The sequence below is a fragment of the Streptomyces sp. NPDC058240 genome (assembly GCF_042882135.1).
Taxonomy (GTDB): domain Bacteria; phylum Actinomycetota; class Actinomycetes; order Streptomycetales; family Streptomycetaceae; genus Streptomyces.
In genome coordinates, this window is the sequence record NZ_JBHVWT010000001.1 from 627,044 (window position 1) to 652,350 (window position 25,307).

The 25,307-nt window shown below is 69.6% G+C and carries 23 protein-coding genes and 2 tRNA genes; 4 read left to right on the forward strand and 21 right to left on the reverse strand.

The features are described 5' to 3' along the window. Positions 1-47 precede the first annotated feature (47 nt). The 5 genes from ACFVX4_RS02845 to ACFVX4_RS02865 all read right to left on the reverse strand — a co-directional run bounded on the left by ACFVX4_RS02845 (position 48) and on the right by ACFVX4_RS02865 (position 6,382). On the reverse strand, positions 48-773 hold the full coding sequence (locus ACFVX4_RS02845) for a hypothetical protein (protein WP_389971275.1): 726 nt from the start codon (positions 771-773) through the stop codon (positions 48-50). A 162-nt stretch (positions 774-935) separates the two neighbouring features. Next, a complete protein-coding gene (leuS, locus tag ACFVX4_RS02850; RefSeq protein WP_389971277.1) occupies positions 936-3,809 on the reverse strand; it encodes a leucine--tRNA ligase in 2,874 nt (957 codons plus the stop codon). Between the two features lie 381 nt (positions 3,810-4,190). Beyond that, positions 4,191-4,263 (reverse strand) — tRNA-Ala (locus ACFVX4_RS02855). Between the two features lie 141 nt (positions 4,264-4,404). Beyond that, on the reverse strand, positions 4,405-4,638 hold the full coding sequence (locus ACFVX4_RS02860; protein WP_015608461.1) for a hypothetical protein: 234 nt from the start codon (positions 4,636-4,638) through the stop codon (positions 4,405-4,407). A gap of 292 nt (positions 4,639-4,930) precedes the next feature. Then, positions 4,931-6,382, reverse strand: coding sequence for an MFS transporter (locus ACFVX4_RS02865; RefSeq protein ID WP_389971279.1), 1,452 nt, complete (start codon positions 6,380-6,382; stop codon positions 4,931-4,933). Between the two features lie 102 nt (positions 6,383-6,484). Between ACFVX4_RS02865 and ACFVX4_RS02870 the strand changes: the two genes are divergently transcribed. Then, positions 6,485-7,360, forward strand: a complete 876-nt coding sequence (locus ACFVX4_RS02870) for a helix-turn-helix transcriptional regulator (RefSeq protein WP_389971281.1) — start codon at positions 6,485-6,487, stop codon at positions 7,358-7,360. A 42-nt stretch (positions 7,361-7,402) separates the two neighbouring features. Here ACFVX4_RS02870 and ACFVX4_RS02875 read toward each other — a convergent pair. The 7 genes from ACFVX4_RS02875 to ACFVX4_RS02905 all read right to left on the reverse strand — a co-directional run bounded on the left by ACFVX4_RS02875 (position 7,403) and on the right by ACFVX4_RS02905 (position 11,631). Further along, positions 7,403-7,475 (reverse strand) — tRNA-Ala (locus ACFVX4_RS02875). A gap of 104 nt (positions 7,476-7,579) precedes the next feature. After that, positions 7,580-8,233, reverse strand: a complete 654-nt coding sequence (locus ACFVX4_RS02880; protein ID WP_389972084.1) for a histidine phosphatase family protein — start codon at positions 8,231-8,233, stop codon at positions 7,580-7,582. Continuing rightward, positions 8,230-8,661 carry a ribosome silencing factor gene (rsfS, locus tag ACFVX4_RS02885; RefSeq protein WP_093542624.1) on the reverse strand — a complete coding sequence of 144 codons (432 nt, stop codon included), beginning with the start codon at positions 8,659-8,661 and terminating at the stop codon, positions 8,230-8,232. The genes ACFVX4_RS02880 and rsfS overlap by 4 nt, the downstream gene beginning before the upstream one ends. 114 nt (positions 8,662-8,775) lie before the next feature. Next, on the reverse strand, positions 8,776-10,554 hold the full coding sequence (locus ACFVX4_RS02890) for an LCP family protein (protein WP_389971283.1): 1,779 nt from the start codon (positions 10,552-10,554) through the stop codon (positions 8,776-8,778). Between the two features lie 19 nt (positions 10,555-10,573). Then, complete coding sequence (gene nadD, locus ACFVX4_RS02895) at positions 10,574-11,191, reverse strand: nicotinate-nucleotide adenylyltransferase (RefSeq protein ID WP_389971285.1); 618 nt, start codon at positions 11,189-11,191, stop codon at positions 10,574-10,576. Positions 11,192-11,229: 38 nt separating this feature from the next. After that, entirely contained in the window at positions 11,230-11,394 is a 165-nt protein-coding gene (locus tag ACFVX4_RS02900) for a hypothetical protein (RefSeq protein ID WP_177328009.1), read from the reverse strand. Between the two features lie 84 nt (positions 11,395-11,478). Beyond that, the gene (locus tag ACFVX4_RS02905; protein ID WP_177328010.1) at positions 11,479-11,631 is read right to left on the reverse strand and encodes a hypothetical protein; all 153 of its coding nucleotides are present in this window, start codon (positions 11,629-11,631) and stop codon (positions 11,479-11,481) included. A gap of 111 nt (positions 11,632-11,742) precedes the next feature. Between ACFVX4_RS02905 and ACFVX4_RS02910 the strand changes: the two genes are divergently transcribed. After that, positions 11,743-12,888 (forward strand): M48 family metallopeptidase, encoded by a 1,146-nt coding sequence (locus ACFVX4_RS02910; protein WP_389971288.1) that lies wholly within the window; start codon positions 11,743-11,745, stop codon positions 12,886-12,888. Here ACFVX4_RS02910 and ACFVX4_RS02915 read toward each other — a convergent pair. The 5 genes from ACFVX4_RS02915 to proB all read right to left on the reverse strand — a co-directional run bounded on the left by ACFVX4_RS02915 (position 12,800) and on the right by proB (position 18,176). Continuing rightward, positions 12,800-13,942, reverse strand: a complete 1,143-nt coding sequence (locus tag ACFVX4_RS02915; RefSeq protein WP_389971290.1) for a hypothetical protein — start codon at positions 13,940-13,942, stop codon at positions 12,800-12,802. The two genes, ACFVX4_RS02910 and ACFVX4_RS02915, sit on opposite strands and share 89 nt — an antisense overlap. Positions 13,943-14,341: 399 nt before the next feature. Continuing rightward, positions 14,342-14,947 (reverse strand): hypothetical protein, encoded by a 606-nt coding sequence (locus tag ACFVX4_RS02920; RefSeq protein WP_389971292.1) that lies wholly within the window; start codon positions 14,945-14,947, stop codon positions 14,342-14,344. Positions 14,948-15,015: 68 nt separating this feature from the next. Further along, positions 15,016-16,299 (reverse strand): glutamate-5-semialdehyde dehydrogenase, encoded by a 1,284-nt coding sequence (locus tag ACFVX4_RS02925; protein WP_389971294.1) that lies wholly within the window; start codon positions 16,297-16,299, stop codon positions 15,016-15,018. Between the two features lie 147 nt (positions 16,300-16,446). Further along, positions 16,447-16,947, reverse strand: a complete 501-nt coding sequence (locus tag ACFVX4_RS02930) for a hypothetical protein (RefSeq protein WP_389971296.1) — start codon at positions 16,945-16,947, stop codon at positions 16,447-16,449. Between the two features lie 143 nt (positions 16,948-17,090). Next, positions 17,091-18,176, reverse strand: coding sequence for a glutamate 5-kinase (gene proB, locus ACFVX4_RS02935; RefSeq protein WP_385324782.1), 1,086 nt, complete (start codon positions 18,174-18,176; stop codon positions 17,091-17,093). A gap of 442 nt (positions 18,177-18,618) precedes the next feature. Here proB and ACFVX4_RS02940 point away from each other — a divergent pair, with 442 nt between their 5' ends. Further along, positions 18,619-20,658: a glycosyltransferase family 2 protein gene (locus ACFVX4_RS02940; protein ID WP_389971298.1), complete on the forward strand. Its 2,040-nt coding sequence runs from the start codon at positions 18,619-18,621 to the stop codon at positions 20,656-20,658. 87 nt (positions 20,659-20,745) lie between these two features. Then, positions 20,746-21,345 (forward strand): dTDP-4-dehydrorhamnose 3,5-epimerase, encoded by a 600-nt coding sequence (rfbC, locus tag ACFVX4_RS02945; protein WP_389971300.1) that lies wholly within the window; start codon positions 20,746-20,748, stop codon positions 21,343-21,345. Between the two features lie 67 nt (positions 21,346-21,412). Here rfbC and ACFVX4_RS02950 read toward each other — a convergent pair whose 3' ends face one another. The 4 genes from ACFVX4_RS02950 to ACFVX4_RS02965 form a co-directional block, all read right to left on the reverse strand. Continuing rightward, complete coding sequence (locus tag ACFVX4_RS02950; protein ID WP_389971302.1) at positions 21,413-22,207, reverse strand: class I SAM-dependent methyltransferase; 795 nt, start codon at positions 22,205-22,207, stop codon at positions 21,413-21,415. A gap of 156 nt (positions 22,208-22,363) precedes the next feature. Continuing rightward, positions 22,364-23,248 (reverse strand): dTDP-4-dehydrorhamnose reductase, encoded by an 885-nt coding sequence (gene rfbD / locus ACFVX4_RS02955; RefSeq protein WP_389971304.1) that lies wholly within the window; start codon positions 23,246-23,248, stop codon positions 22,364-22,366. After that, the gene (gene rfbB / locus ACFVX4_RS02960) at positions 23,245-24,231 is read right to left on the reverse strand and encodes a dTDP-glucose 4,6-dehydratase (protein WP_266419312.1); all 987 of its coding nucleotides are present in this window, start codon (positions 24,229-24,231) and stop codon (positions 23,245-23,247) included. The genes rfbD and rfbB overlap by 4 nt, the downstream gene beginning before the upstream one ends. After that, positions 24,228-25,298: a glucose-1-phosphate thymidylyltransferase gene (locus ACFVX4_RS02965; RefSeq protein WP_072483610.1), complete on the reverse strand. Its 1,071-nt coding sequence runs from the start codon at positions 25,296-25,298 to the stop codon at positions 24,228-24,230. Before ACFVX4_RS02965 ends, rfbB begins: the two co-directional genes overlap by 4 nt. Positions 25,299-25,307 lie beyond the last annotated feature (9 nt).

The window sequence follows — 25,307 nt, forward strand, 5'->3', positions numbered from 1 at the left end:
TCCGATGTCTTCGGACCGCGTCCGGTCACCGGCGGTCGTCGAACGTCTCAGTTCGTCGTTTCGGGCCGGGCCGCCTTCTGCCACGGGTATCCGGTCTGCAGTCGCGGGTCCGGGGCCGTGATCGCCTGGGCCACGCCATCGGCCGGCCCGTTCCCCTGCTTCCGCCCCTGCCCCTGCTCGCTCGCATCGTCCTGCGGCCGGCTCTGTCCCCGGACCGGCTCGTCCGTCTCCACCGTCCAGTGCCGAAGCGCCCCCGCCTCCACATCGATCTGCGCGTTCAGCGCGTCCAGATCGTCGTCGATGAACTGCCGCGCCCTGTCACGGGCGGCCCACCGCAGCGAATCCGCGGAGTGCGTGATCCGCTCCGTACGCTGCTTCAGGCTCGGCAGCAGCGAAGCGACGGTCGCCCGGTCGGGCTCGCGCTCCAGCTTCTTCAGCTCGTCGTCCAGCTCCCGCCCGTGCACACTCAGCCGCTGGAACAGGCCCAGCGACTCCGAGAGGGAGGCATCCTCGGCGGCTCCCGCCCGCAACGCCTCCTGGGTGGCCCGCATGGATGTGCGCAGTGCCAGCCGCAGCTGTGCCAGCTCTCCTCCGACACCCGCCTGGCCGTAGCTCTTCGCGCGCAGCGCGGTTTCCTCGACGGTGCGGCGCGCCTGGGTGATCGTACGGTCCACACCGCGCTTCGCCGCGCCGATGGCTTTGACGCCCGCGTACACGCCCAGGGCCACGAACGCGAAAAAGAGCAACCCCAGAATCAGGATCACGGCTTCCATGAGCGCCCCTCGGATGTCGTTTCGGTTGCCGGTGCCGGCCCCTCCACCGTAAACGGAAAGGGCAGGCCGAGGGTTCCTTCGGAACCCCCAACCTGCCCGTAGGGGAATGCCCCCACACCGCCGCGCCGGCGCGATCGGCGCCTCACCCAGGGCGCCGCGCCGTCACGCCGGGACGATATTGACCAGCTTCGGCGCCCGCACGATGACCTTGCGGATGCCCGCACCGTCCAGCGCCGCCACCACGGCCGGGTCGGCCAGGGCCAGCGCCTCCAGTTCCTGGTCCGTGATCGACGGGGAGATCTCCAGTCGCGCCTTGACCTTGCCCTTGACCTGCACGACGCAGGTCACGGTCTCGTCCACGACGTACGCCGGATCGGCGACCGGGAAGTCCTGGTGCACGACCGACTCGGTGTGGCCCAGCCGGCGCCACAGCTCCTCGGCGATGTGCGGTGCCAGCGGCGCCACCAGCAGCACCAGCGACTCGGCGACGGACCGGGACAGCGGGCCGCCCGACTTGGTCAGGTGGTTGTTCAGCTCGGTGACCTTGGCGATCGCCGTGTTGAAGCGCATCCCGGCCATATCCTGGCCGACTCCGTCGATCGCCTTGTGCAGCGCACGCAGCGTGTCCTCGCCCGGCTCCGTGTCGACGACGGTGACCTCGCCGGTCTCCTCGTCGACGACATTGCGCCACAGCCGCTGCAGCAGCCGGTACTGGCCGACGACGGCGCGCGTGTCCCACGGCCGCGACACGTCCAGCGGGCCCATCGCCATCTCGTACAGGCGCAGCGTGTCCGCCCCGTACTCGGCGCAGATCTCGTCCGGCGTGACGGCGTTCTTCAGGGACTTGCCCATCTTCCCCAGGACGCGGCTGACCTTCTCGCCCTGGTGGTAGAACTTTCCGTCGCGCTCCTCGACCTCGGCCGCCGGGACCGCGATGCCGCGGCTGTCCCGGTAGACGAACGCCTGGATCATGCCCTGGTTGTACAGCTTGTGGAACGGCTCCGCGGACGAGATGTGCCCCAGGTCGTGCAGCACCTTGGACCAGAAGCGGGCGTACAGCAGGTGCAGCACGGCATGCTCGGCACCGCCGACGTACAGGTCGACACCGCCGGTCGGCTGTCCCTCGCGCGGGCCCATCCAGTACTGCTCGATCGCCGGGTCGACCAGCTTCTGGTCGTTGTTCGGGTCCAGATAGCGCAGCTCGTACCAGCAGGAGCCCGCCCAGTTGGGCATGGTGTTGGTCTCGCGGCGGTACTTCTTCGGACCGTTACCGTCGCCCAGGTCCAGGGTCACGTTGACCCAGTCGGCGTTCCGGGACAGCGGGGTCTCGGGCTGGGTGTCGGCGTCGTCGGGGTCGAAGGTGCGCGGCGAGTAGTCGTCGACCTCCGGCAGCTCCAGGGGCAGCATCGACTCGGGCAGCGGGTGGGCGATGCCGTCCTCGTCGTAGACGATCGGGAAGGGCTCGCCCCAGTAGCGCTGGCGGCTGAACAGCCAGTCACGCAGCCGGAAGTTGACGGTGCCCGCACCGACGCCGTGCGCCGTCAGCCATTCGGTGATCCTCGCCTTGGCGTCGACGACGCCCAGGCCGTCCAGCGAGATCTCGTCATTGGCGGAGTTGACCAGCTTCGCTTCGTACGAGCCGAAGGCATCGTCCCACGTCGAGGGGTCCGTGCCGCGGTCGTCCGACGGCTCGACGACACAGCGCATCGGCAGCTCGAAGGCGCGCGCGAAGGCGAAGTCGCGTGCATCGTGCGCCGGTACGGCCATGATCGCGCCGGTGCCGTAACCCATCAGGACGTAGTCGGCGATGAAGACGGGAACCTTCTCACCGCTGACCGGGTTGGTCGCGTACGCACCGGTGAAGACGCCGGTCTTGTCCTTGGCCTCTGCCTGCCGCTCCACGTCGGACTTGGCTGCGGCCAGCTTGCGGTAGGCGGTGACGGCCTCGGCCGGGGTCGCGTGTCCGCCGGTCCACACCGCATGGGTGCCTTCGGGCCAGGCGGCCGGAATGATCCGCTCGACCAGCTCGTGCTCGGGCGCCAGCACCATGTAGGTGGCGCCGAACAGGGTGTCCTGGCGGGTGGTGAAGACGGTGATGCTGCCGGCGCCGTCGACCGGGAAGTCGACGCGGGCGCCTTCGGAGCGCCCGATCCAGTTGCGCTGCTGCAGCTTGATGGCCTCGGGCCAGTCCAGCCCGTCCAGGTCGTTCAGCAGCCGGTCGGCGTAGGCGGTGATGCGCATGTTCCACTGGCGCAGCTTGGCCTTGAAGACGGGGAAGTTGCCACGCTCGGAGCGGCCGTCGGCCGTCACCTCTTCATTGGCCAGCACGGTGCCCAGGCCGGGCGACCAGTTGACGGGCGCGTCGGAGGCGTACGCCAGGCGGTACTCGCCCAGGATGTCCGCGCGCTCGGCGGCGCTCAGCGCGCTCCAGTCACGGCCGTCCGGGGTGGGGCGTGCACCGCTCTCGAACTGCGCGACCAGCTCGGTGATCGGGCGGGCCCGGTCGGCCTCGGTGTCGTACCAGGAGTTGAAGATCTGCAGGAAGATCCACTGGGTCCATTTGTAGTACTCCGACTCGATCGTGGCGAACGAGCGGCGCTTGTCGTGGCCCAGGCCCAGCCGGCGCAGCTGAGCGGTCATGTTCTCGATGTTGGCCTCGGTGGAGACCCGCGGGTGCGTGCCGGTCTGCACCGCGTACTGCTCGGCGGGCAGGCCGAAGGCGTCGAAGCCCAGGGTGTGCAGCACGTTGTGCCCGGTCATCCGCTGGTGGCGGGCGAAGACATCGGTGGCGATGTAGCCCAGCGGGTGACCGACGTGCAGGCCCGCACCCGAGGGGTACGGGAACATGTCCATGATGAACTTCTTCGGCCTGGCGGCCAGCTCCGGATCGCCCGCCAGGTCACCGGTCGGATTCGGCGCCTCGTACGTGCCCTCGGCGTCCCAGAAGTCCTGCCAGCGTGCCTCGATGTCGGCGGCCATCGCCGCCGTGTAGCGGTGCGGCGCAGCCGTCTCGGCTGCGGAATTCGTCTCGCTCATGATCCTCAAAGCTCCATCGATCGTCATCTGCCGGCGCCCATGTCTACGGACACGCGTCTACGGAAACGAAAAATCCCCTCGCACAGGAGGGGACGCCGCGCTGATTCCGACCAGGCATTCTCACCGGTCGGGACTGATCAGCGCGGCTCGCTAAGCAGAAGGCGTACGGCACGCATGGCGTCAGGGTACCGCACAGGCCCGGAATCGGGCCGGGCACGGCCGAACCATGGACAGGGGGACGGGAGCGACCGTACGGCGGAAATCCCGGCTCTCCGGCAGGCCGAGCGGCGGGGGCGCAGGGCACCGGGAGGCGTCGGCATACGCGTCACATACGAGAAGCGGGTCACTCTGTATGAGTGACCCGCTTCTCGTTCTTCACTGTGGAGCTAAGGAGAATTGAACTCCTGACCTCCTGCATGCCATGCAGGCGCTCTACCAACTGAGCTATAGCCCCGTGCTCTGTGCCGCCCGGTTTCCCTGGCGACATCGAGAACATTACCGGTGACCCCGCCGGTCCACCAAATCGATTCCCACCCGCGCCAATTTGACCGATTTTGCCGCATTTGGTTCACAATCGGCGACGGCGCTGAAGGGGTCAGGCCGTGGCGAAGGAGTAGAAGCGCTTGAGTGTGCAGTGCTCCTCCAGCAGCCGACCGTAGATCGGCTCCCCCTCCAGCTCCCGATAGGTCTCGATCGGGTCGCCCTTTATGATCAGCGCCCGCGCGCACTCCTCGCACCAGTACTGGTACTCCGGATTGATCGGATCCATGTCCCTGACGATGGGCGTACCGCTGCCGCACCAGTCGCATTTCCGCCTGTGTGCACCCATGGGTCAGCTCCGGCTTTGGCCGCGGGCGGTGCACACACGGAGAGCTCCACCGCTCCCGCCGGGCATCCGGGCGCCATCGGACGGACCGGAGGCACGGCGGCCGGCGCGGGCGCGGCTTCTGGGCGTTGCGGGAAATCCTGGAACGGGGAACTCGCGGACAAGGAGCAGGTCCGGGACCTCGTGGCGGCTCGCAGGCATCGCGCGCTCCCTCCCGTTCGGTCCGTCGCCCCCTCCGGCGCTCCGATTCTGCCATGACCCCGCAAGGGGGGCAGCCCGCCGAAGTTCCGGCCGCTCACCGACGCCGCACGAGACCCGCCGCCGCGCCTGCGGTCGCGGCCACGGAGAGCGCGAGGGCGCATACCCACAACGCATGCCCCGACCCCTGCGCCCCTTGCGTATCAAGGCGGTTGAGATAGAGCGTGCCGAACGCGGCGACCCCGGTCAGCTGACCGAGTTGGGTGACCGTCACCAATACGCCGCTCGCGTCGGCCGCGTCGTCAGGACGTACGTCCGCCAGCGCCCTCGTGAGGGTGGGACTGAAACCCAGCGCCAGACCGGCGCCCATCACCGCAAAGGCCGCATACAGTGCGGGCCCGCCGTCGCCGCCGCCACGCATCAACAGTCCGACCGCCACGGAGGCGACGGCCACGAGCACGAACCCGCCCGGTACCAGGGCCCTTTGGAGCCCTGCGGACCACCGTCGCCAGGTCAGTCCGGTCGCGCCGAATACCAGCGCGGTCGGTGCGAACATCAGCCCCGCACGCAACGGCGAGTAACCCAACCCTCCCTGGACGTGCAGCGTCATCGCGAAAAGGAAGCCCGCGTTGATCGCCATCACCAGAAGAATGCGCAGCGCCGCTCGGGCGATGCCGGGAACGCGCAGCACCCTGGGTGCGATCAGGGGCGCACCACCGCGCGCGGCCAGCCGTGACTCGTATCCGACAAAACCTGCGACGAACCCTGCGGAGGCCGCCAGGCAGACCCGGGACCAGACCGGCCAGCCCAGTTCCTGCCCGAGCACCAGGGGGACGGTGAGCAGTGTGACGGCGGCGGCGAGCAGCACCAGCCCCGGCAGATCGAACCCGCGGGCCCGCGCCTGGACCCTGCCGGGTGCGGTGCGCGGTTCGCGCGGCAGCACACGGATGCCGAGCACCAGCAGAACGAGCCCGATCGGCACGTTCACCAGGAAGACCGGCCGCCAGCCGGCGCCGAACAGGTCGGCGCTGACCAGCACTCCGCCGACCACCTGCCCGGCGGCCGCCCCGGTGGCGAGCACCGCGCTGTAGGCACCGAGCGCCCGCATCCGTGCCTCACCGGTGAAGTGGCGCTGGATGAGGCTGAGCACCTGCGGAATCATCACCGCCGCGGCTCCGCCCTGCACCAGCCGGAAGGCGATCAACTGCCCGGATCCCGCGGCGAGTCCGCAGGCCAGCGAGGCCGCGGTGAAGACCCCGAGCCCGGCCAGATGGGCCCGGCCGTGCCCGAACAGGTCACCGAGCCTGGCACCGGTGATGAGCAGCACCGCGTACGTGATGGTGTAGCCGGCCACGATGAGCTGCAACCCGGCGCCGGAAGCCCCGAGTTCGCTCTGGATCGTCGGGGCGGCGACATTGACGATGAAGATGTCGAGCAGTGCCATGAACTGAGCCGCGAGGACCAGGGCGAGCACTCTCCCGGAGCGGTTGTCAGTGGTGGGGTCTTTACTGGTTGCGGAACGTGGAGTTGCCTCGGAGGCCGTCGTCATGACATCGAGCCTGGCCCCGGCCGCATACGGGTAACGAGAGCCCGCTGATGCTGGTACCGACAGCACCTGGCAACTCCCTTGCGGGGCACCGATCATGGGGGTGTGACTACGGTGACGGCTCATCAGTCGACGCATCGGGCGGGCCGGCACCGGCGGCGTCCGGAGCTCGCGGCCTTTCTGCGCAATCGCCGGGCGCGAGTGACCCCCGCCGATGTGGGCATGGCACCCGGACTGCGCCGCCGCACCCCGGGCCTGCGCCGCGAGGAAGTCGCGCAGCTCTCCGGCGTCGGTGTCACCTGGTACACCTGGCTGGAACAGGGCCGTCCGATCAACGCGTCACCGCAGGTGCTGGACGCCGTGGCGCGCACGCTCCGGCTGGACGCGTCGGAGCGCGAACACCTCTACCACCTGGCGGAGGTGGCCTGCGCACCCGGCAGGCAGGACGACGCCGTCGAGGTGGGGCCGGAGATCCAGGGCATCATCGACGCGCTCGATCCGCACCCCGCCGTGGTCTACAACACGAGATACGACGTCCTGGCCACCAACCCCGCCTATCGCGACCTTTTCGCCGTCCCCGAAATCATGGGAACGGGGATACGCAACGTGCTGTGGACGCTGTTCACGATGTCCGAGGAGTCCTGTCCCGTCGTCCACCGGACGCAGGAACTGCCGATCATGGTGGCCACGCTGCGGGGCGCGTACGGGCGCCATACGGGCGAGCCCGCCTGGGAGTCGTTCGTCGAACAGCTCTCGGCCGCCAGCCCGTACTTCGCCGAGCTGTGGCGCAGTGGGAACGTCGCCCTGCCCGGACCGCGGGTGAAGACCTTCCGGCACTGGGCGTCGACCGGGGAGATACGGATGACCTCGGTGTCGCTGTCCGTCAATGGGCTGCCGGAGTGCCGGATCGTGGCGTACACCCCGGCCGACGAGGAGAGCAAGGAGCGGGTGGCCGCGTTGCGGCGGCGCCGGGAGGGGTGAACGCAAAGATCCCGCCCCCTGCCGGAGACGGGATCTTGATTGTGGAGCTAAGGAGAATTGAACTCCTGACCTCCTGCATGCCATGCAGGCGCTCTACCAACTGAGCTATAGCCCCGCTGTTCACTGTGTTTCTCTGCGTTTCCGCGCTGCGAACAAGAAGAACTTTAGCCCGTGACCTGCCAGAAGTGAAATCCGGCCGAGAGGCCCGAACGAAAGACCCTAGGTGTCGTCGCCGAGCACCGGCTCGGGCAGCGTGCCGGCGTTGTGCTCCAGCAGGCGCCAGCCTCGCGCGCCCTCTCCCAGCACCGACCAGCAGCAGTTGGAGAGCCCTCCGAGGCCTTCCCAGTGGTGCGCCTCCAGGCCCAGCAGTCGGCCGATGGTGGTGCGGATGGTGCCGCCGTGGCTGACCACGACGAGCGTGCCGTTCTCGGGCAGCTTGTCGGCGTGTCCGAGCACGACCGGGGCAGCCCGGTCGGCGACCTCGGTCTCCAGCTCACCGCCACCGCGGCGCACGGCCTCGCCGCGCTTCCACGCGGCGTACTGGTCGCCGTACTGCCCGACGATCTCCTCATGGGTGAGGCCTTGCCAGGCGCCCGCGTAGGTCTCGCGCAGTCCCGCGTCGTGCGCGACTTCGAGGCCGGTGATCGCGGCGAGCTCGGCGGCGGTGGCCGCCGCACGCTGCAGATCGGAGGCGACGATCGCGTCCGGCTTCAGCGAGGCCAGCAGCCGGGCGGCCCGCTGGGCCTGTCCGACTCCGGCCTCGGTGAGCGCGATGTCCGTGGAGCCCTGGAACCTGCGCTCCAGATTCCATGCCGTCTGGCCGTGGCGCCAGAGAACGATCCTGCGGCCCCTGCCGCTTCCGCTGCCGTTCAGCTCTGCTCACCTTCCGTGCTGCCGGTGAGCCGGGCGTGCTCCTCGGCCTTTCCGCGGGTCTTGACGGCGTCCTCGGGAAGCGGGATCTCGGGGCAGTCCTTCCAGAGGCGCTCCAGCGCGTAGAAGACACGCTCCTCGCTGTGCTGGACGTGGATGACGATGTCGACGTAGTCGAGGAGGATCCAGCGCGCGTCGCGGTCGCCCTCGCGGCGTACCGGCTTGGCGCCGAGCTCCTTCTGGAGCCGCTCCTCGATCTCGTCGACGATCGACTTGACCTGGCGGTCGTTGGGGGCCGAGGCCAGGAGGAAGGCGTCCGTGATCGACAGCACGTCGCTGACGTCGTACGCGATGATGTCGTGCGCGAGCCGGTCGGCGGCCGCCTGGGCGGCGGCGTTGATGAGCTCGATGGAGCGGTCCGTGGCGGTCACATGCAGGCTTTCGTCGGCGGTCAGATAGACCTCTAGGGTCTCACGGACCGCCGACAGCCCACGCAGTGAATGTTCGAAGATCGAATCGACATCATCCGGGCGGCCGGATGCGGGTCATTTGATCTTGTAGTTCTGGCCGAGCAGGACGGACACATCGGCGTTCGCGGCGGGCTTGCCCTGTTTCACCGCGTCCGTCGGCAGGCCCAGGGTCTTGGCGACCTGCGTCGCCTTCTCCTTGTCCGCCGCGGTCTTGTAGACGACCTCGGACAGTGCCACGGTTTCGGCCGTTCCACCGCCGACGAAGGAGTAGCCGCCGTTGACCAGCTTGATCTGAGCGGACTCCGTGCCGTCCTTGTTCCCGGTGGCGTTCTTGACGCCGACCCGCACCGCCGCGTCCGCGTCCGGAGCCTTGACCGTGCCGCCCAGGATGTCCTTGACGACGCTCTCGGTGGCCGCGTCGGTGAGTGATCCGTCGGCCTGCACCGGCAGCAGTGCCGTCTTGTAGTCGCCGACCTTGGCGTGCTGGGCGAGCTTCGCCAGGGAGGCGCCCAGGTCCTTCTCGGGAAGCGACGGGTCGAGGATCTGTGCCAGCGTCTGCACGGTGACCGTGGCGGTCTTCGGGTCGTCCGAGACCTTCCGCAACACGCCCCGCATGACCTCCCCGAACCGCATGAGCTGCTTCGTCTCGGCCTCGCCCGGCCCCCGGTAGGTGGCGTACGCGACGGCCATCCGGCCGCTCAGGGTCTGCGCCTCGCCCTTCTTCACCAGGGGGGAAGCGTCCTTCTTCGTATCGGGCACCTCGGTGTCGGTGTCGACCTCGATGTTGCCGACCAGATCGACGAGGGTCTCCAGGTACGGGGTGTCGAGCCGCCACGTGCCGCTGATATCGGTGCCGAGCAGCGTGCCGATGGAGTCGCGGGTGCCGGTGGCGCCGTCGTCCTCGACGGATTTGCCGAGGGTGGTCGTGGCGCCGTCGTCGTCGGCGACAGCGAGCGAGTTGGGAAGCAGGACCGTGGTGCCCTGTTTGGTCGTCACATTGTCGACGAGCAGCGCCGTGGAGGTGCCGCCCTTCTTCGTATTGTGCAGATGGACCACGATGACGTCCCGCTGCTGCGGGCCCGTCGTCGCCGTGTTGTCCTTGTCCGAGCCGGACAGGCCCGGAATCTTTCCGGCGGACCAGAGGTAGCCGACACCGCCGACCACGACCAGGGCCACCACGACTATGAGCGCGACCATGCGGTTGCGGCCGCGACGCCGTGCCTCCTCGCGCCGCTCACTGCGGCTCTCGGTGAACTTCAGCCAGTCGATGACGTCTTCGGAGTCCTCGTCGGGCTCCTCGATGAAGGAGAACTGCTCGGTGCGGTAGTCGCGGTCGGCGCGGCGCTGCCCGGGGACGGCCGCGTCCGGCTCCGCGCCGGCGCCGGACCCGGGCGCGGGCTCGGGCACGGGCACGGATTCCGGCGAGGCCGGTGCGGGTGCGGGCGGGGACGGCTGTGCGGCCGCCTGCTGCGGCATGTTCCACTGCTGGGTGGTGTCGACCGCGGTGGGCTGCCGGCCGGTGTCGTAGCCATAGCCCTCGTAGCCGCCGTACGCCTGCTGTTGCGGCTGCTGGGGCTGTTGGGTCTGCTGCGGCGCATACGGGTCGTACGCCTGCGGCTGGACCTGCTGCGGCTGCTGGGGCTGGGCGTACGGGTCGTAGCCGTACCCCTGGTCCGCCTGTTGCGGCTGCTGATGAGGCTGCTGGGTCTGCTGCGGCTGCTGGGGCGCATACGGGTCGTACGCCTGCGGCTGGACCTGCTGCGGCTGCTGGTACACCGGCTGCCCGTACTCGTCGTAGCCGATGATCTGCGGCTGCTGGTAGTACGGGTCGTACGGGTTCTGTCGGTCGTTCACCGGTGCCCCTCTGCGTCGCTCATTCGCCGCGGTACAGCTGGCGCTTGTCGATGTAGCGGACCACACCGTCCGGCACCAGGTACCAGACCGGATCCCCCTGCGCGACCCTCTCACGGCAGTCCGTGGACGAGATCGCGAGCGCGGGAACCTCCACGAGGGAGACCCCGCCCTCCGGCAGCCCGGCGTCCGTGAGCACATGCCCCGGCCGCGTCACACCGATGAAATGGGAGAGCGAGAACAGTTCGTCGGCGTCCCGCCAGGTGAGGATCTGGGAGAGCGCGTCGGCACCGGTGATGAAGAAGAGGTCCGCGTCGCCGTGGATCGCGCGCAGGTCCCGCAGAGTATCGATGGTGTACGTGGGTCCGCTGCGGTCGATGTCGCTCCGGCTGACCGAGAACTGGGGGTTGGACGCCGTCGCGATGACCGTCATCAGATATCGGTCCTCGGCCGGGGAGACGCGCTTGTGGCTCTTCTGCCACGGCTGCCCGGTCGGAACGAAGATCACCTCGTCGAGGTGGAACTGGGCGGCCACTTCGCTGGCCGCCACCAGGTGTCCATGATGAATCGGGTCAAACGTCCCGCCCATCACGCCGAGTCGGCGCTTTCCGCGGCCGGTAGGCACTTCCTGCTCTCCCATGCGTGCAGAGCCTACTGGCACAGCTGTACGCCTTCGCCTCAGCGGTCGCGGTTGAAGCGCGTGGTGATCCAGAGCAGGAGCAGCAGCGCGACGAACGCACCGCCCCCGGTGAGATACGGGCTGAGGCTTTCATGGTTGCCACCGTGCTCGCCGCCCTCGGAGGCGAGAGTGACCAGCTGGTGCGCGGTGCTCGTGAGGCTCATCTTCGGCAGGACCTATCGATCGGGAGTCGGAAGGAAGACGTCGCGCACATCGTATGCGGGAGCCCCGGGCACGCTCACGCCGACTCAGTCGTTGTTGTCGTCGTTGCGGTATCCGCGGAGCAGGAACCAGCCGAGCAGTACGGCTCCGACGAGCGAGGCGAGCAGCACGATGCGAAGCGTGTTGCCGGGCCCCTGCTCCCCGGACGCGGCAGCGAGCAGAGCAACGGTATGCGGCATGTCGGGCGTCTCCTCAGTTATCCACAGCCCCCCGCACACCGTAGCCCCAGCACCTACGCTGGGATTTGTCAGGGGGGCGAGCGACATCTCGTACGAACAGGGGGCCCATTCATGACCGAACGCAGCCACGAGAGCCACGAGAACGTGCCGAGCAGGCAGCGCAGGCGTTTCGCAGGGATCTCGTCCCGGGCCTACGAACACCCGGCGGACCGCTCGGCCCTGGTGGCCCTGCGCAAGCTGAGCGGTTTCGACACCGTGTTCAAGACACTGAGCGGCCTGCTGCCCGAGCGCAGTCTCCGACTGCTCTTCCTCTCCGACTCCGTCCGGGTGAGCGACGCGCAGTTCGCCCACCTCAACGACATGCTTCGGGACGCCTGTTACATCCTGGACCTGGAGAAGGTCCCTCCGATGTATGTCAACCAGGACCCGCAGCCCAACGCCATGTGCATCGGCCTCGACGAGCCGATCATCGTGGTGACGACGGGGCTGGTGGAGCTGCTCGACGAGGAGGAGATGCGGGCCGTCATCGGCCACGAGGTGGGACACGCGCTCTCCGGCCACGCGGTGTACCGCACGATCCTTCTGTTCCTCACCAGTATCGCGCTGAAGGTCGCCTGGATACCGCTCGGCAATGTCGCGATCATGGCGATCGTGACGGCGTTGCGCGAATGGTTCCGCAAGTCCGAGCTGTCGGCCGACCGGGCCGGGCTGCTCGTCGGCCAGGATCTGCAGGCGTCGATGCGCGGTCTGATGAAGATCGCGGGCGGCAATCATCTGCACGAGATGAACGTGGACGCCTTCCTCGCCCAGGCCGACGAGTACGAGAAGGGCGGCGATCTGCGCGACTCGGTGCTCAAGATCCTCAACCTGCTGCCGCGCTCGCACCCGTTCACCACGGTGCGCGCGGCCGAGCTGAAGAAGTGGTCCGAGACCCGCGACTACCAGCGGATCATGGACGGCCACTACCCGCGGCGCGACGAGGACAAGGACACCTCGGTGACCGACTCCTTCCGGGAGTCCGCGGCCCACTACGCGGACACGGTGCGCTCCAGCAAGGATCCGCTGATGAAGCTGGTCGGCGACATCGCCGGGGGCGCCGGGGACCTGGGCGGCAAGCTCCGCGACAAGTTCACCGGCCAGGGCGGGAGCTCGGCCGGCAAGGGCGGCGCTACGGACGGCTCCGCGGACTCTGCGAGGCCGGAGGAGCCGGGGAACCCTGATGGACCGGGGACCGGGTCGGGGCCTGCGGGGAGCTGACCGCCAGGGTTCCGCAGAGCGCCGCGGTGGGCCGGCCCGTGGCGTACGGGTCGGTGCCCGCGGGGCCGCGGGAGGCGGCGTGCTGTCCGGCGAGCAGCGGTCGCAGCGCACCGGTGGTGTCCGCCGGGCACGCCTCCGGTCCGGCCTGGACGTAGCTGGCGCGCAGCTCCGCCCGGTGCAGCCGCAGGTCCTCCCGGTCGAAGCGGAAGTGCAGCTCGCGCCGTACGGTGAAGAGCGAGGCGCCGCCCGCCTGTTGCGGTCCCGCGACGGCCGGGCGGAGCGTGTAGGTGAAGGTGTGGTCCGACACCACCTCCAGCGTGTCGGCCCCCTCCTCGGTGTAGCTCAGGGTGCCGCGGACCCGGATGTCCGGACCGGCCAGTGCCACCTTCGCCGGGTCGAACTGCACCAGCCACCCGGTCGCGGCATGCTGCCCGTCGTCCTGCGGCCGGTTCATGCTGCGCTCGAACTGGGCCGTCTGATCCGGATCGAGCAGCATTTCCACCGGGCGTACAGCAGCGCCGGTGAGAACGTCGGGGTCGAGCGAGGAGGCCACCAGATAGTCCTTGACCGTGTTCAGGGCGGTCTCCACCTGGCTGTCCGAGAAGTTGTCCGTCCGCCTGACCGCCGGCAGATTGATGCCTGCGGCACCTGTTCCGAAGTGTGCGGCGGGGCTCTTCGCGAGGAGGGCGGCGGCGGTTCCGCCCGGTACGGCGCCCTGCGGCGCCAGGGGTACGACGGTCGACCTCAGCGGCTCGGCCCGTCTGCCGTCGGGCGCCTCGTAGGGGTGGCGAAGGCCCATGTACACGGCCATTCCGAAGGCCAGGGCGATCAGCAGGACCAGGGCGATGGCGGCTCTGGATCCGGTGCGCAGGTGCCGGGCCGGCAGGCTGCGTACGGCAGGGGCGTGGTCCTCCATGCGCTCCTGGGCGGAGAATTCCTGCAGCCGGGCAGCGCGCACGAACGACTCGTCGAAGACGAGTGACCGGTACTCGTCCTCACCGCCGCCCGCCGGACTCTCGGGCGGACCTTCTGGTGGTTCTCCGCGGCCTGCCATGACTTCTCCCGACTCCACGTCACCGACCGGGGCCGAAACGCTTCGCTCTGCTTCGGCCGATCGGCTTCGGACAGGGCCTGCCCGTCATGAGTTCGTATGACGTCGCACGACTGCGCATGTACGGACGAGTGAGAAGCCCCCTCGAAGAGAGGGGTCACACCTTCAGGGTAGGTCGATTACGACCGGGGTAAACGCCCAGCCGCGAGAGAACCGGGGAGAACCGCGGGAGAACCGGCCAGGAGTCCCGCCAGAGCCCGTGGGCACGCCTTCAGGGCGTGCGTGGAATGCGAAGAGAGTGGGGCAAACAAGGGTATTCGCGGATACACGGGCGCATCGGGTACGCACTACGCACGGGCACGCGCCGGCACACGAGAGCCCGGCCCGCTGCCGGCGCGCGCCTCAGTCCGTACGGGGGAACGCGGACACCGTGGGGCGCAGATAGCCCGTGGAGGCCGATTGAGCGGGGCCGGGGCCGGGGGCGGAGCCGGGAGCGCTGTCCACGCCGGTCGTGGCGGGCGGCGGGGCGGGGTCCTGACGGCTGCCTGACGAGTTGCGGTAGACGGCGCTGAAGGCCAGTGCGACCATGCCGATGCCCATCAGCACGGCGAGCAGCCAGGCCACCGGCCGGTGCCAGCGCGCCGCACCCCGGTAGGGCCGCAGAGCGCCGCCGTGGCGCCCGTAGGGGTCGGTGCCGTACGCATCGTCATCGGGGTCCAGCGGATCGCCGTAGGCGCTCTGGCGGCCGTACGCGCCGGGGCCGTACCCCTCGTCGTAGAGGTCGTCGTCCATGGGGCCGCCGCCCGCCAGCGCCCGGGAGGCCTCGGCCTCGGCACGCGCCTGGGCGGCTGCCAGCAGCCGCTCGACGGCGGTCGGCTCATGGATCTCGGCGGCCCGTACGAAGTCCTCGTCGAACACCACGGAGGCGAAGTCCTCGTCCGCGCCCCCGCGGTCGTCGTCGGGCTCCCAGCCGTCCGGGAACGGCCTGCCCCCCACGTCGTCCGGCACGGCTCCAGACTAGCCCCGCCGGGTCGTTCTGGGCAGGGAGCCCGCAAACATTCACCGAACCCGGAAGGTCACCGCACGTGGCCGTCGCCCGTGACGATGTACTTCGTCGAGGTGAGCTCCGGCAGGCCCATCGGGCCCCTGGCGTGCAGCTTCTGCGTGGAGATGCCGATCTCGGCGCCGAAGCCGAACTGACCGCCGTCGGTGAAGCGGGTGGACGCGTTCACGGCCACCGTCGCGGAGTCCACCAGTTGGGTGAAGCGGCGGGCCGCGGCCTGGGAGGTGGTCACGATCGCCTCGGTGTGGCCGGAGGACCAGAGGCGGATGTGCGCGACGGCCGCGTCCAGCGACTCCACGACGGCCGCGGCGATGTCGTAGGAGAGGTACTCGGTCTCCCAGTCCTCCGGCGTCGCCTCCACCACGGTGGCCTTGGAGCCCTCGGCGTATTCGAGCACCCGCTCGTCGCCGTGCACGGTCACGCCCGCGTCGGCCAGCGCGTCCAGGGCGCGCGGCAGGAACTGCGCGGCGACGTCCTTGTGGACCAGGAGCGTCTCGGCGGCGTTGCAGACGCTCGGGCGCTGCGCCTTGGAGTTGATCAGGATGTCCACGGCCATGTCGAGGTCGGTCTGCGCGTCCACGTACACATGGCAGTTGCCGGTGCCGGTCTCGATCACCGGCACGGTGGACTCCTCGACCACGGTACGGATCAGTGAGGCGCCGCCGCGCGGGATGAGGACGTCGACGAGGCCGCGGGCCCGCATCAGTTCGCGTACCGAGTCACGGTTCTCGCCCGGGACCAGCTGCACCGCGTCGGCCGGGAGCCCGGAGCCGCCGACCGCGTCGCGCAGCACCCGTACGAGTGCGACGTTGGAGGAGTACGCCGAGGACGAGCCGCGCAGCAGGACGGCGTTGCCCGACTTCAGGCAGAGGGCCGCGGCATCGACCGTCACATTGGGCCGGGCCTCGTAGATGATCCCGACCACGCCGAGCGGCACCCGGACCTGTCGCAGGTCGATGCCGTTGGGCAGGGTCGAGCCGCGGACGACCTCGCCGACCGGGTCGGGCAGCGCAGCCACGTCCCGAACATCGGCGGCGATGGCGCGGATCCGTTCCGGGGTGAGGGTGAGCCGGTCGATGATCGACTCGCTGGTCCCGGCCTCGCGGGCGCGGGCGATGTCCTCGGCGTTGGCCGTGACGATCTCGCCCGTCCGCACCTCCAGCGCGTCCGCGATCGCCAGCAGCGCGTCGTCCTTCGCCGCGCGCGGCAGCGGCGCGATGTCGGCGGCGGCGGAGCGTGCCCGGTAGGCCGCCTGGGCGACCGGGGACATGTTGTCGTACGGCGAGAGCGTGGTCATGCCCGCAGGGTAGTGCGCACACTGCGGGCATCCGTCACTTATCCCGTGATGCGAGACAGCCGTGGTGCGCGACGGCCGTGCTGCGGGACGCCCGTGCTGCCGGGACGGCCGTGCTGCGGGACGGCCGCCCCGGCAGCGGGTGTCCCGTCAGTACGGATGCACTCCGACCGGAGCGGCCGGGGGCGGCCCGTACCCCTCGGCGACGCGCTGGTGGTACGTCTCGCGGTCGATGACCTCCAGGCCGACGATCTCCCAGGGCGGAAGCTTGGCCGTGGAGCGGTGTTCGCCCCACAGCCGCAGCGCGACGGCCGCCGCGTCGTGCAGGTCGCGGGCCTCTTCCCAGTAACGGATCTCCGCGTGGTCGTTGGCGTACCTGCTGGTCAGCAGGAAGGGATGGTCGTGCGCGAGCTGTTCGAGTCCGCGTCTGATCTCACTCAGCGGAGTGGCGGCTCCCGAGACGCTGAGCGTGATGTGCCACAGCTTCGACGGGGTGCGTTCCTCCTTCACCACCGTCTGCTCGGGCCGGGTGGTCCGGTCGTCCCCTCGCTCCGTGGTCCGGCTCCTGTCGAAGCCGGAACCTGCTCCGACGCTGGTCAGGGCCCGGCCACCCGTTCCTCGGGGCGGCGCCCCCGGGCGCGCTCGTCTCACCGGCGGCCTCCTGTGAATGCGTTTGCTGTGCTGTACTCCGCTGTTTCCCCGCTACAAAGTTGACCAGTCCGCGGCCGGGGATGGGGCGGTTTTCGTGAAGGTCTCTGCCCCAAGACTGGACTTTCAGCCGTTTCAGGGGTTTGTCAGGTGTGAAGTACGACCAGATCGTCCCTGTGTACGACCTCGCGCTCGTAGGCCGGACCGAGCTCCCGCGCCAGGTCGCGGGTGGAGCGGCCGAGCAGCTGCGGGATCTCCTTGGCATCGAAGTTGACGAGTCCGCGGGCCACGGGCCGGCCTTCGAGGTCGCGCAGCTCCACCGGGTCACCGGCGGTGAACTCGCCCTCGACCGAGGCGATTCCGGCGGGCAGCAGCGAGCTGTGGCGTTCGACGACCGCCTGCACGGCCCCGTCGTCGAGGGTCAGTGAACCCTGCGGGGTGGAGGCGTGCGCGAGCCAGAGCAGCCGGTCCGCCGAGCGGCGTCCGGTGCGGTGGAAGTACGTGCCGGTGTCGCGTCCGGCCAGGGCGTCGGCGGCCCGGCTCGCCGAGGTGAGGACGACGGGGACCCCGGCGGCCGTGGCGATCCGGGCGGCCTCGACCTTGGTGACCATGCCGCCGGTGCCGACGCCCGCCTTCCCGGCGCTGCCGATGGTGACGCCCGCGAGATCCTCGGGGCCGGCCACTTCGGCGACCCGCGAGGTGCCCGGGGTGCTGGGGTCGCCGTCGTAGAGGCCGTCCACGTCCGAGAGGAGGACCAGCAGGTCCGCGCGGACGAGATGGGCGACGAGCGCGGCGAGCCGGTCGTTGTCGCCGAACCGGATCTCGTCGGTGGCGACGGTGTCGTTCTCGTTGACGACGGGGAGCGCGCCCATGTCCAGGAGCTGGTCGAGGGTGCGGTAGGCGTTGCGGTAGTGGGCGCGGCGGCTGGTGTCGTTGCTGGTGAGCAGCACCTGGCCGACGCGTACGCCGTACCGTGCGAAGGAGGCGGTGTAGCGGGCGACGAGCAGTCCCTGGCCGACACTGGCGGCGGCCTGCTGTCTGGCCAGGTCCTTGGGCCGGCGCAGCAGTCCGAGCGGGGCGAGCCCGGCCGCGATGGCGCCGCTGGAGACGAGCACGATCTCGCGCTCCCCGCCGCTTCTCACCTTGGCCAGCACGTCGACGAGCGCGTCGACACGGTCCGCGTCGAGGCCGCCCGCCGCGGTGGTGAGGGATGAGGAACCGACCTTGACCACGATCCTGCGGGCCTCTGTGACGCCCTGCCTTGCCCCTGACACGTCCATCCCCAATGATTCGGCCTCGCCAGCCCCCGCAATCTACGCGAGCGGCGAGAACGGCGCCTGCGTGTTCCGCCCTCTGGACTGCGTCCGCCGCACCCGTGATCACGGCCGGGCGGGCCGTGGCACCCCGGAAGTGCTGCTCCGCGGTTCCACCGCACCGGCATTTTTTCGTCCGCGCGACCGCGCGCACATACCGAATGACTATCGGCTCCTCGGGCAGAATCGGCGCACTGTCGGCAGAATCACGCTGCGCCGGAGCAGGCAACCATCGGGGCGTCTCGATCATCTAACAGCCGATAGGGTGCACGGCGGGTGGCTTCCTATGCCCATTTTCAGCACCACAGGCCCGCATCCGCCGCCGGCCAGAGGGACTTCTAGCAGACATGGGACAGCAGCAATGCCAGTCAAAGTAAGTGTCGTCATTCCTGTATACAACCCGGGCAAGTACATCGACCCCTGCATCGACTCGCTGCTGCGACAGACCCTCCCCGCAGGGGAATTCGAAGTTCTCTTCGTCAACGATGGCTCGACGGACGACACTCGTGAGCGGCTCGAGAAGCTGGCCGGGGAGCACCCGCATTTCCGTGTCATCACCATCCCGAATTCCGGCTGGCCCGGAAAGCCCCGCAACATCGGTGTGGACGAGGCGAAGGGCGAGTACGTCCAGTTCGTCGACCAGGACGACTACCTCGCCTCCGGCGCCCTGCAGCGGCTGTACGACATGGGCCACCGCAACGGTTCGGACATCGTCATCGGCAAGGTGGCGAGCAACTTCCGCGGCGTCCCGCACGGTGTGTTCAAGAAGAACCGCGAGAAGTGCACCCTGCAGGACGCACCCCTGTACGACAGCCTCACGCCGCACAAGATGTTCCGTACGGAGTTCCTCCGCGAGAACGGCATCGCCTACCCCGAGGGCAAGCGCCGGCTCGAGGACCAGCTCTACATGATGCAGGCGTACTTCCCCGCCAAGGTCGTCTCGATCCTCGGCAACTACACCTGCTACTACTACTCCCGGCGGGACGACGGCCAGAACGCCGGATCCGCGAAGATCGTCCCGTCCGGCTACTACGGCAACCTCCGTGAGGTCCTCGACGTCGTCGTGGACAACACCGAGCCCGGCGAGTTCCGGGACATGCTGCTGCGCCGCTTCTACCGCGTCGAGATGCTCGGCCGGCTCAGCGAGCCCGCCGTCCTCAAGTACGACCCCGCGTACCTGGACGAGATGTGCGACGCCGTCCAGGGCCTGGCCGCGGACTTCATGGACGACGGGGTGCACGACGGGCTCGGCCCGGTGCTCCGGCTGCGGTCCACGCTGCTGCGCAACGACGACCGCCAGGGCCTCGTCCGGATCTCCCGCTTCGCCGCGTCGGTCAAGGCGACGGCCCGTCTGGACAAGTTCGCCTGGCGGCCGGACGGCAGGATCGACCTCACCATCAGCGGCCGCCTCGTCCACGGCGAGGACCAGACCCCGCTGACGCTGCTGCGCCGCGACGGGCGCTACTTCCTGCACCCCGACCTCACCGAGGGTCTGCTGCCGGACGGCGAGCTCCTGGACGTCACCGACGACATGTCCGGATTCTCCGCCGAGCTGTCGCTGCGCAACCGCGAGACCGCCGTGGAGTGGTCCTGCCCCGCGAGCTTCACCGCCCGGGTCGAGGAGCTCGGCGACGACGTCTGCGAGGTCGTCCTGCACGGCACCGGCCAGATCGGCTCGGAGGCGGTCAAGGGCCGCGGCCGGGTGTCGCGCGGCTTCTGGGACGTCTGGGTGCCGCTGCGCGGTCTCGGTCTGGTCCGCAAGGCCCGGCTCGGCGCCGACCGCGCCCCGGAGGTGGACGCCGCCTGCCTGCCCGCCTCGCTGGGTTCGCCGGCCCGTGCCGTCATCCCGTACTTCACCGACCCGCACGGCAACATCACCCTCGATGTGGCCCGCCGCGCCAAGCGGCTGGCCGAATACCTCGAAGGGCGTCCGGTCCGGCGCTCCCCCGGCGGGCGTACCGAACTGCGGCTTGATCTGTTCACCACGTCCGCCACCGCGTCCTCCGCGACCACGCTGGTCCTGAGCCCGGCGGACGGTTCGGACGGGCCGTCCCACCAGCTCCGCACCACCCTGCGCCCCACCGACGGCCGGGCCCACCTCACCGTGCCCGACCGCGCGCCGGGCGTCGCACCCGGCACCTGGAAGCTCGCGGTCCGGCTGGACGGCGACAAGAACCCCCCGTTCCACCTCTGCGACGTCACTGTCGGCAAGGGCGGCCGGATCACCGTCTCCCAGGGCCTGCCCGCGATCGACGCCGAGATCATGCGGGGGATCGTCGGCAGGCGCAGGAAGGCGAAGCTCCGCCGCGCACTGCGCACCGTCGGCGGCCCCATCGTGCGCAGGCTCCCCGCCAAGAGCCGCAAGCGGGCGCGTCGCCTCGCCGCCCGGTTCACCGGCTGACCCGCGCCCCGTACCTCCGTACGTTTCCCACCAGCACACACCGGCCGAGTGCATCGGCCACGAGCAACAGAACAAGGACGTGATCGCATGCGGCAGCTCTCCATCGCAGGGGCCTGGGTGCATGAGCCCAAGGTCTTCCCGGACAGCCGCGGCAGCTTCCACGAGTGGTTCAAGGCGTCGGAGCTCAGCGAGGCCGTCGGGCACACGCTGCGGCTGGCACAGGCCAACTTCTCCATTTCCAGCCGGGGAACGCTGCGCGGCGTGCACTTCGCCGACGTGCCGCCGAGCCAGGCGAAGTACGTCAAGTGCGTACGCGGCGCGGTGCTCGACGTCATCGTGGACATCCGGGTCGGCTCCCCCACGTACAAGCAGTGGGAAGCCGTCCGGCTCGACGACGTCGACCACCACTCCGTCTACCTCGCCGAGGGCCTCGGCCACGCCTTCATGGCGCTGACGGACGACGCCTCGGTCGCCTATCTGTGCTCCGAGGGCTACGCGCCCGGCCGCGAGCACGGCATCAACCCGCTCGACCCCGAGCTGGGCATCGAGTGGCCGCAGGGGATCACCCCGCTGCTGTCCGACAAGGATGCCGCGGCGCCCTCGCTGGCCGAGGCCGAGGAGCAGGGCCTGCTGCCCACGTACGAGGCGTGCCAGGAGTACTACACGCAGCTGCGGGCCCGAGGCTGAGCCACCGGTACGCCGAAGCCCCCGTGGTCCGTACGGATCACGGGGGCTTCGCGTCGTCCGGGTGGGGTCAGCCCGTCACTGCCTCGATGCGCGAGCGCAGCGGCGCGAACGCGGAGCGCGGGCGGCGCAGGTTGCGGGCGCGGGCCAGGGCCGGCCAGAAGTCGGCGCGGAGCAGCGTCTCGGGCCGGACGGCGTTCTTGCGGACCAGTACCTCTTCGGGCACATCCTGCGGATCGGGTACGACGAACTCCTCGATGATCTTGTCGTACGCGTTCTTCAGGACATCGCTCTCCGGGTTGGCGCCGAACACGGCGACCACGCCGGTCGGTTCCGTGTCCACCTCGACGACCACCAGGTCGGGGCGGTAGCGGCGCAGCACCTGCACCACCTTGTACACATCACCGGTCCAGAACTTGGTGTGCCGGTCGCGGGCCGCCTCGTCGACGTCGCGCGGCAGCATGTCGTCCAGCACGATCACGCTCGACCAGCGGGCGTGCTTCTCCACGTTCATGAAGTCGCGCAGGGCGTACTCGAAGAGGTGCATGCCGTCGATGAAGGCGAGCTCCAGCTTCGGATCCCCGCCGAGAACGTTGAGCGGATCGCGGCGGGCGAGGGCGCGGAACGGGTTGCGGCCGTTGCGCAGGTGCAGCAGAGGGTCCTTGCGGGCGAAGAAGTCGTCGCTCGTCGCCTTGACCAGATGGACGTCACAGCTGATGTCCGTCACGACCCGGAAGGCGGGGTCGACGGCGACGGAAGGGACCCGTGAGAGGGCCAGGCTTCTGCCGTCGTTGACCCCGATCTCCAGATAGTTCCGGGGACGGTAGACGCGGTGCAGATGACGCAGGAAGTCGTGGCGGTTCACGTGGAGCAGCCCTTCGCAGGAAACCAACTGGTCTGGTTCCCGGCGAAGTTACCTCATGACCGCACTGTGATGTAAGCGTTCTCCCCTATGTAAACCTTCGTCGTGAACATCTTTGAAATTCGACGAGATTTGACCGTCTGTACGATCAATTGATGATCATGGCCGCTCTGCTGCTAGAAGCGCCGGAAATGATTCCTCCAACGCCGCCCGCCAGTCCCGGACCGGTTCGATCCCGGCCGCGGCCCAGCGGTCGTGGCCCAGCACGCTGAACGCGGGCCGGGGAGCCGGCCGTACGAAGGCCTCGCTGGTCGTGGGACGGACACGCTCCGGGTCGGTGCCGAGGAGCCGGAAGATCTCCCGGGTGAAGCCGAACCAGGTCGTCTCGCCGCCGCTGGTGCCGTGGTAGACGCCGGCGGGCGCGGTGCCCGCGAGGGCGGCCTGCCCGAGCCGGACCAGCCGGTCGGCCAGATCGACGGTCCAGGTGGGCTGACCGCGCTGGTCGTCCACCACGTCGAGGGTGTCCTTGATGCCCTCCAGCTTGATCATCGTACGGACGAAGTTGCCGCCGCCCGCGCCGTACAACCAAGCGGTGCGGACCACGTAACCGGTCTCCGGCAGGGTGCTCAGCACGGCCTGCTCGCCGGCCAGCTTGGTGCGGCCGTAGGCGCTGCGCGGTCCGGTCGGGTCGTCCTCGGCGTACGGCTTCTCGCCGTCACCGGCGAAGACGTAGTCGGTGGAGACCTGGAGGAGCACGGCACCGTGTTCGCGGCAGGCCTCGGCGAGGACCGCGGGGCCCGTGCCGTTGACCCGCAGCGCGGCGTCCTCCTGGGACTCGGCGTCGTCGACCGCGGTCCAGGCGGCGCAGTTCACCACCACGGCGGGGCGGTGCTTCTCGAAGGCCGCCCGCACCGACGCGGGGTCGGCGATGTCCACGGCCGCCCGGTCCGCGGCGACCGCGGTGACGTCCTCACCGGCGAGCCGGGCCAGGACGTCCTGGCCCAGCATCCCGGCGGCTCCGGTGACCAGCCAGACGGCGCTCACAGCGCGGCCCGGTCCTTCAGCGGCTCCCACCAGGCGCGGTTGTCGCGGTACCACTGCACGGTCTCGGCGAGGCCGGTGCGGAAGTCCTTGCGGGCCTCGTAGCCGAGCTCCTCGCGGATCTTGGTGCAGTCGACCGAGTAGCGGCGGTCGTGGCCCTTGCGGTCCTCGACGTACGTGACGCTGGTGTCCCAGTCGGCGCCGCAGGCGTCCAGCAGCAGGCCGGTGAGCTCCTTGTTGGAGAGCTCGGTGCCGCCGCCGATGTTGTAGACCTCGCCGGCCCGGCCCTTGGTGCGGACCAGCTCGATGCCCTGGACGTGGTCGTCGATGTGCAGCCAGTCGCGGACGTTGGCGCCGTCGCCGTAGAGCGGGACCGTCTTGCCGTCCAGCAGGTTGGTGACGAAGAGCGGGATGACCTTCTCGGGGAAGTGGTGGTGCCCGTAGTTGTTGGAGCAGCGGGTCACCCGCACGTCGAGGCCGTGGGTGCGGTGGTACGAGAGCGCGATCAGGTCGCTGGACGCCTTGGCCGCGGAGTACGGCGAGTTGGGCGCGAGCGGGTCGGTCTCGGGCCAGGAGCCCTCGTCGATCGAGCCGTAGACCTCGTCGGTGGAGATGTGCACGAAGGTCTTGATGCCCGCCAGGTGCGCGGCGTGGATCAGGGTGTGGGTGCCCACGACATTGGTACGGACGAACTCGGCGCCGCCGTCGATGGAACGGTCCACGTGGGACTCGGCGGCGAAGTGCACCACCTGGTCGTGCTCGGCCATCAGCTTGGCGACCAGCTCCGGATCGCAGATGTCGCCCTGCACGAACCGGAAACCGGGGTGGTCGCGCACCTCGTCGAGGTTGGCCGGGTTGCCCGCGTAGGTGAGCTTGTCGAGCACGGTGACGGCGATGTCGCCGGGACCCTCGGGGCCGAGCACCGTACGGACGTAGTGCGAGCCGATGAAGCCGGCACCGCCGGTCACCAGGATGTTGGTGGTCATGAAGAGATCTGCACCTTGCTGTGGTCGCCGAGTACGAGTCGGTGGGCGGACGGGGATCGGGGCGCGGGGGTCACTTCGACGTCACGGCCGATGAGCGACGCCTCGACGCGGCGGACACCGGCGATGGAGGCGCCCCGCAGAACGATGGAGTACTCGATCTCGCTGTCCTCGATGCGGACGTCCTCCGAGACCGAGGTGAACGGGCCCACGTACGCGCCGCTGATCACCGAACGGGCGCCGATGATCACGGGCCCGACGATGCGGCTGCCGCTGACCTTGGCACCCGCCTCGATCCGCACCCGGCCGATGATCTCGCTGTCCTCGTCGACCTCGGCGTCCTCGTGGAACGGCTCGACGGCCTCCAGGACGGTCCGGTTGACCTCCAGCATGTCGGTGACGTTGCCGGTGTCCTTCCAGTAGCCGTGGATCGTGGTGGAGCGCACGTCGCGCTTCTGGTCGATCAGCCACTGGATGGCGTGCGTGATCTCCAGCTCGCCGCGCCAGGACGGCTCGATCGAGCGGACGGCCTCGTGGATGGCGGGGGTGAAGAGGTAGACGCCGACGAGCGCCAGATCGCTCTTGGGCTCCTTCGGCTTCTCCTCCAGCGCCGCCACCCGGCCGTCGGCGTCGAGCTCCGCGACACCGAAGGAGGTCGGGTTGGGCACCTGCGTCAGCAGGATCTGCGCGTCGGGCTTGTCCGCGCGGAACTCCTCCACCAGACCGGTGATCCCACCGACGATGAAGTTGTCCCCGAGGTACATGACGAAGTCGTCGTCCCCCAGGAAGTCGCGCGCGATCAGCACCGCGTGGGCGAGGCCGAGCGGCTCGTCCTGCGGGATGTACGTGACCTCGATGCCGAGCGCGGAACCGTCGCCGACCGCCTCGCGGATCTCGGGCGCGGTGTCGCCCACGATGATGCCGACCTCGGTGATGCCCGCTTCCGCGATGGCTTCCAGGCCGTAGAACAGCACGGGCTTGTTCGCCACCGGCACCAGTTGCTTGGCCGAGGTGTGTGTGATGGGACGCAGGCGGGTGCCGGCCCCTCCGGATAGTACGAGAGCCTTCACGTGACCAGT

Bases quoted from the DNA above. Each gene is read 5' to 3' on its own strand.
- ACFVX4_RS02845 (WP_389971275.1), bottom strand. From the start codon at position 773: ATGGAAGCCGTGATCCTGATTCTGGGGTTGCTCTTTTTCGCGTTCGTG.
- ACFVX4_RS02860 (WP_015608461.1), bottom strand. From the start codon at position 4,638: ATGGGTGCACACAGGCGGAAATGCGACTGGTGCGGCAGCGGTACGCCC.
- rfbC (WP_389971300.1), top strand. From the start codon at position 20,746: ATGCGGCAGCTCTCCATCGCAGGGGCCTGGGTGCATGAGCCCAAGGTC.
- ACFVX4_RS02910 (WP_389971288.1), top strand. From the start codon at position 11,743: ATGACCGAACGCAGCCACGAGAGCCACGAGAACGTGCCGAGCAGGCAG.
- nadD (WP_389971285.1), bottom strand. From the start codon at position 11,191: ATGGGAGAGCAGGAAGTGCCTACCGGCCGCGGAAAGCGCCGACTCGGC.
- rfbB (WP_266419312.1), bottom strand. From the start codon at position 24,231: ATGACCACCAACATCCTGGTGACCGGCGGTGCCGGCTTCATCGGCTCG.
- ACFVX4_RS02925 (WP_389971294.1), bottom strand. From the start codon at position 16,299: ATGACCACGCTCTCGCCGTACGACAACATGTCCCCGGTCGCCCAGGCG.
- ACFVX4_RS02865 (WP_389971279.1), bottom strand. From the start codon at position 6,382: ATGACGACGGCCTCCGAGGCAACTCCACGTTCCGCAACCAGTAAAGAC.
- ACFVX4_RS02905 (WP_177328010.1), bottom strand. From the start codon at position 11,631: ATGCCGCATACCGTTGCTCTGCTCGCTGCCGCGTCCGGGGAGCAGGGG.
- ACFVX4_RS02915 (WP_389971290.1), bottom strand. From the start codon at position 13,942: ATGGCAGGCCGCGGAGAACCACCAGAAGGTCCGCCCGAGAGTCCGGCG.
- leuS (WP_389971277.1), bottom strand. From the start codon at position 3,809: ATGAGCGAGACGAATTCCGCAGCCGAGACGGCTGCGCCGCACCGCTAC.
- ACFVX4_RS02900 (WP_177328009.1), bottom strand. From the start codon at position 11,394: ATGAGCCTCACGAGCACCGCGCACCAGCTGGTCACTCTCGCCTCCGAG.
- ACFVX4_RS02940 (WP_389971298.1), top strand. From the start codon at position 18,619: ATGCCAGTCAAAGTAAGTGTCGTCATTCCTGTATACAACCCGGGCAAG.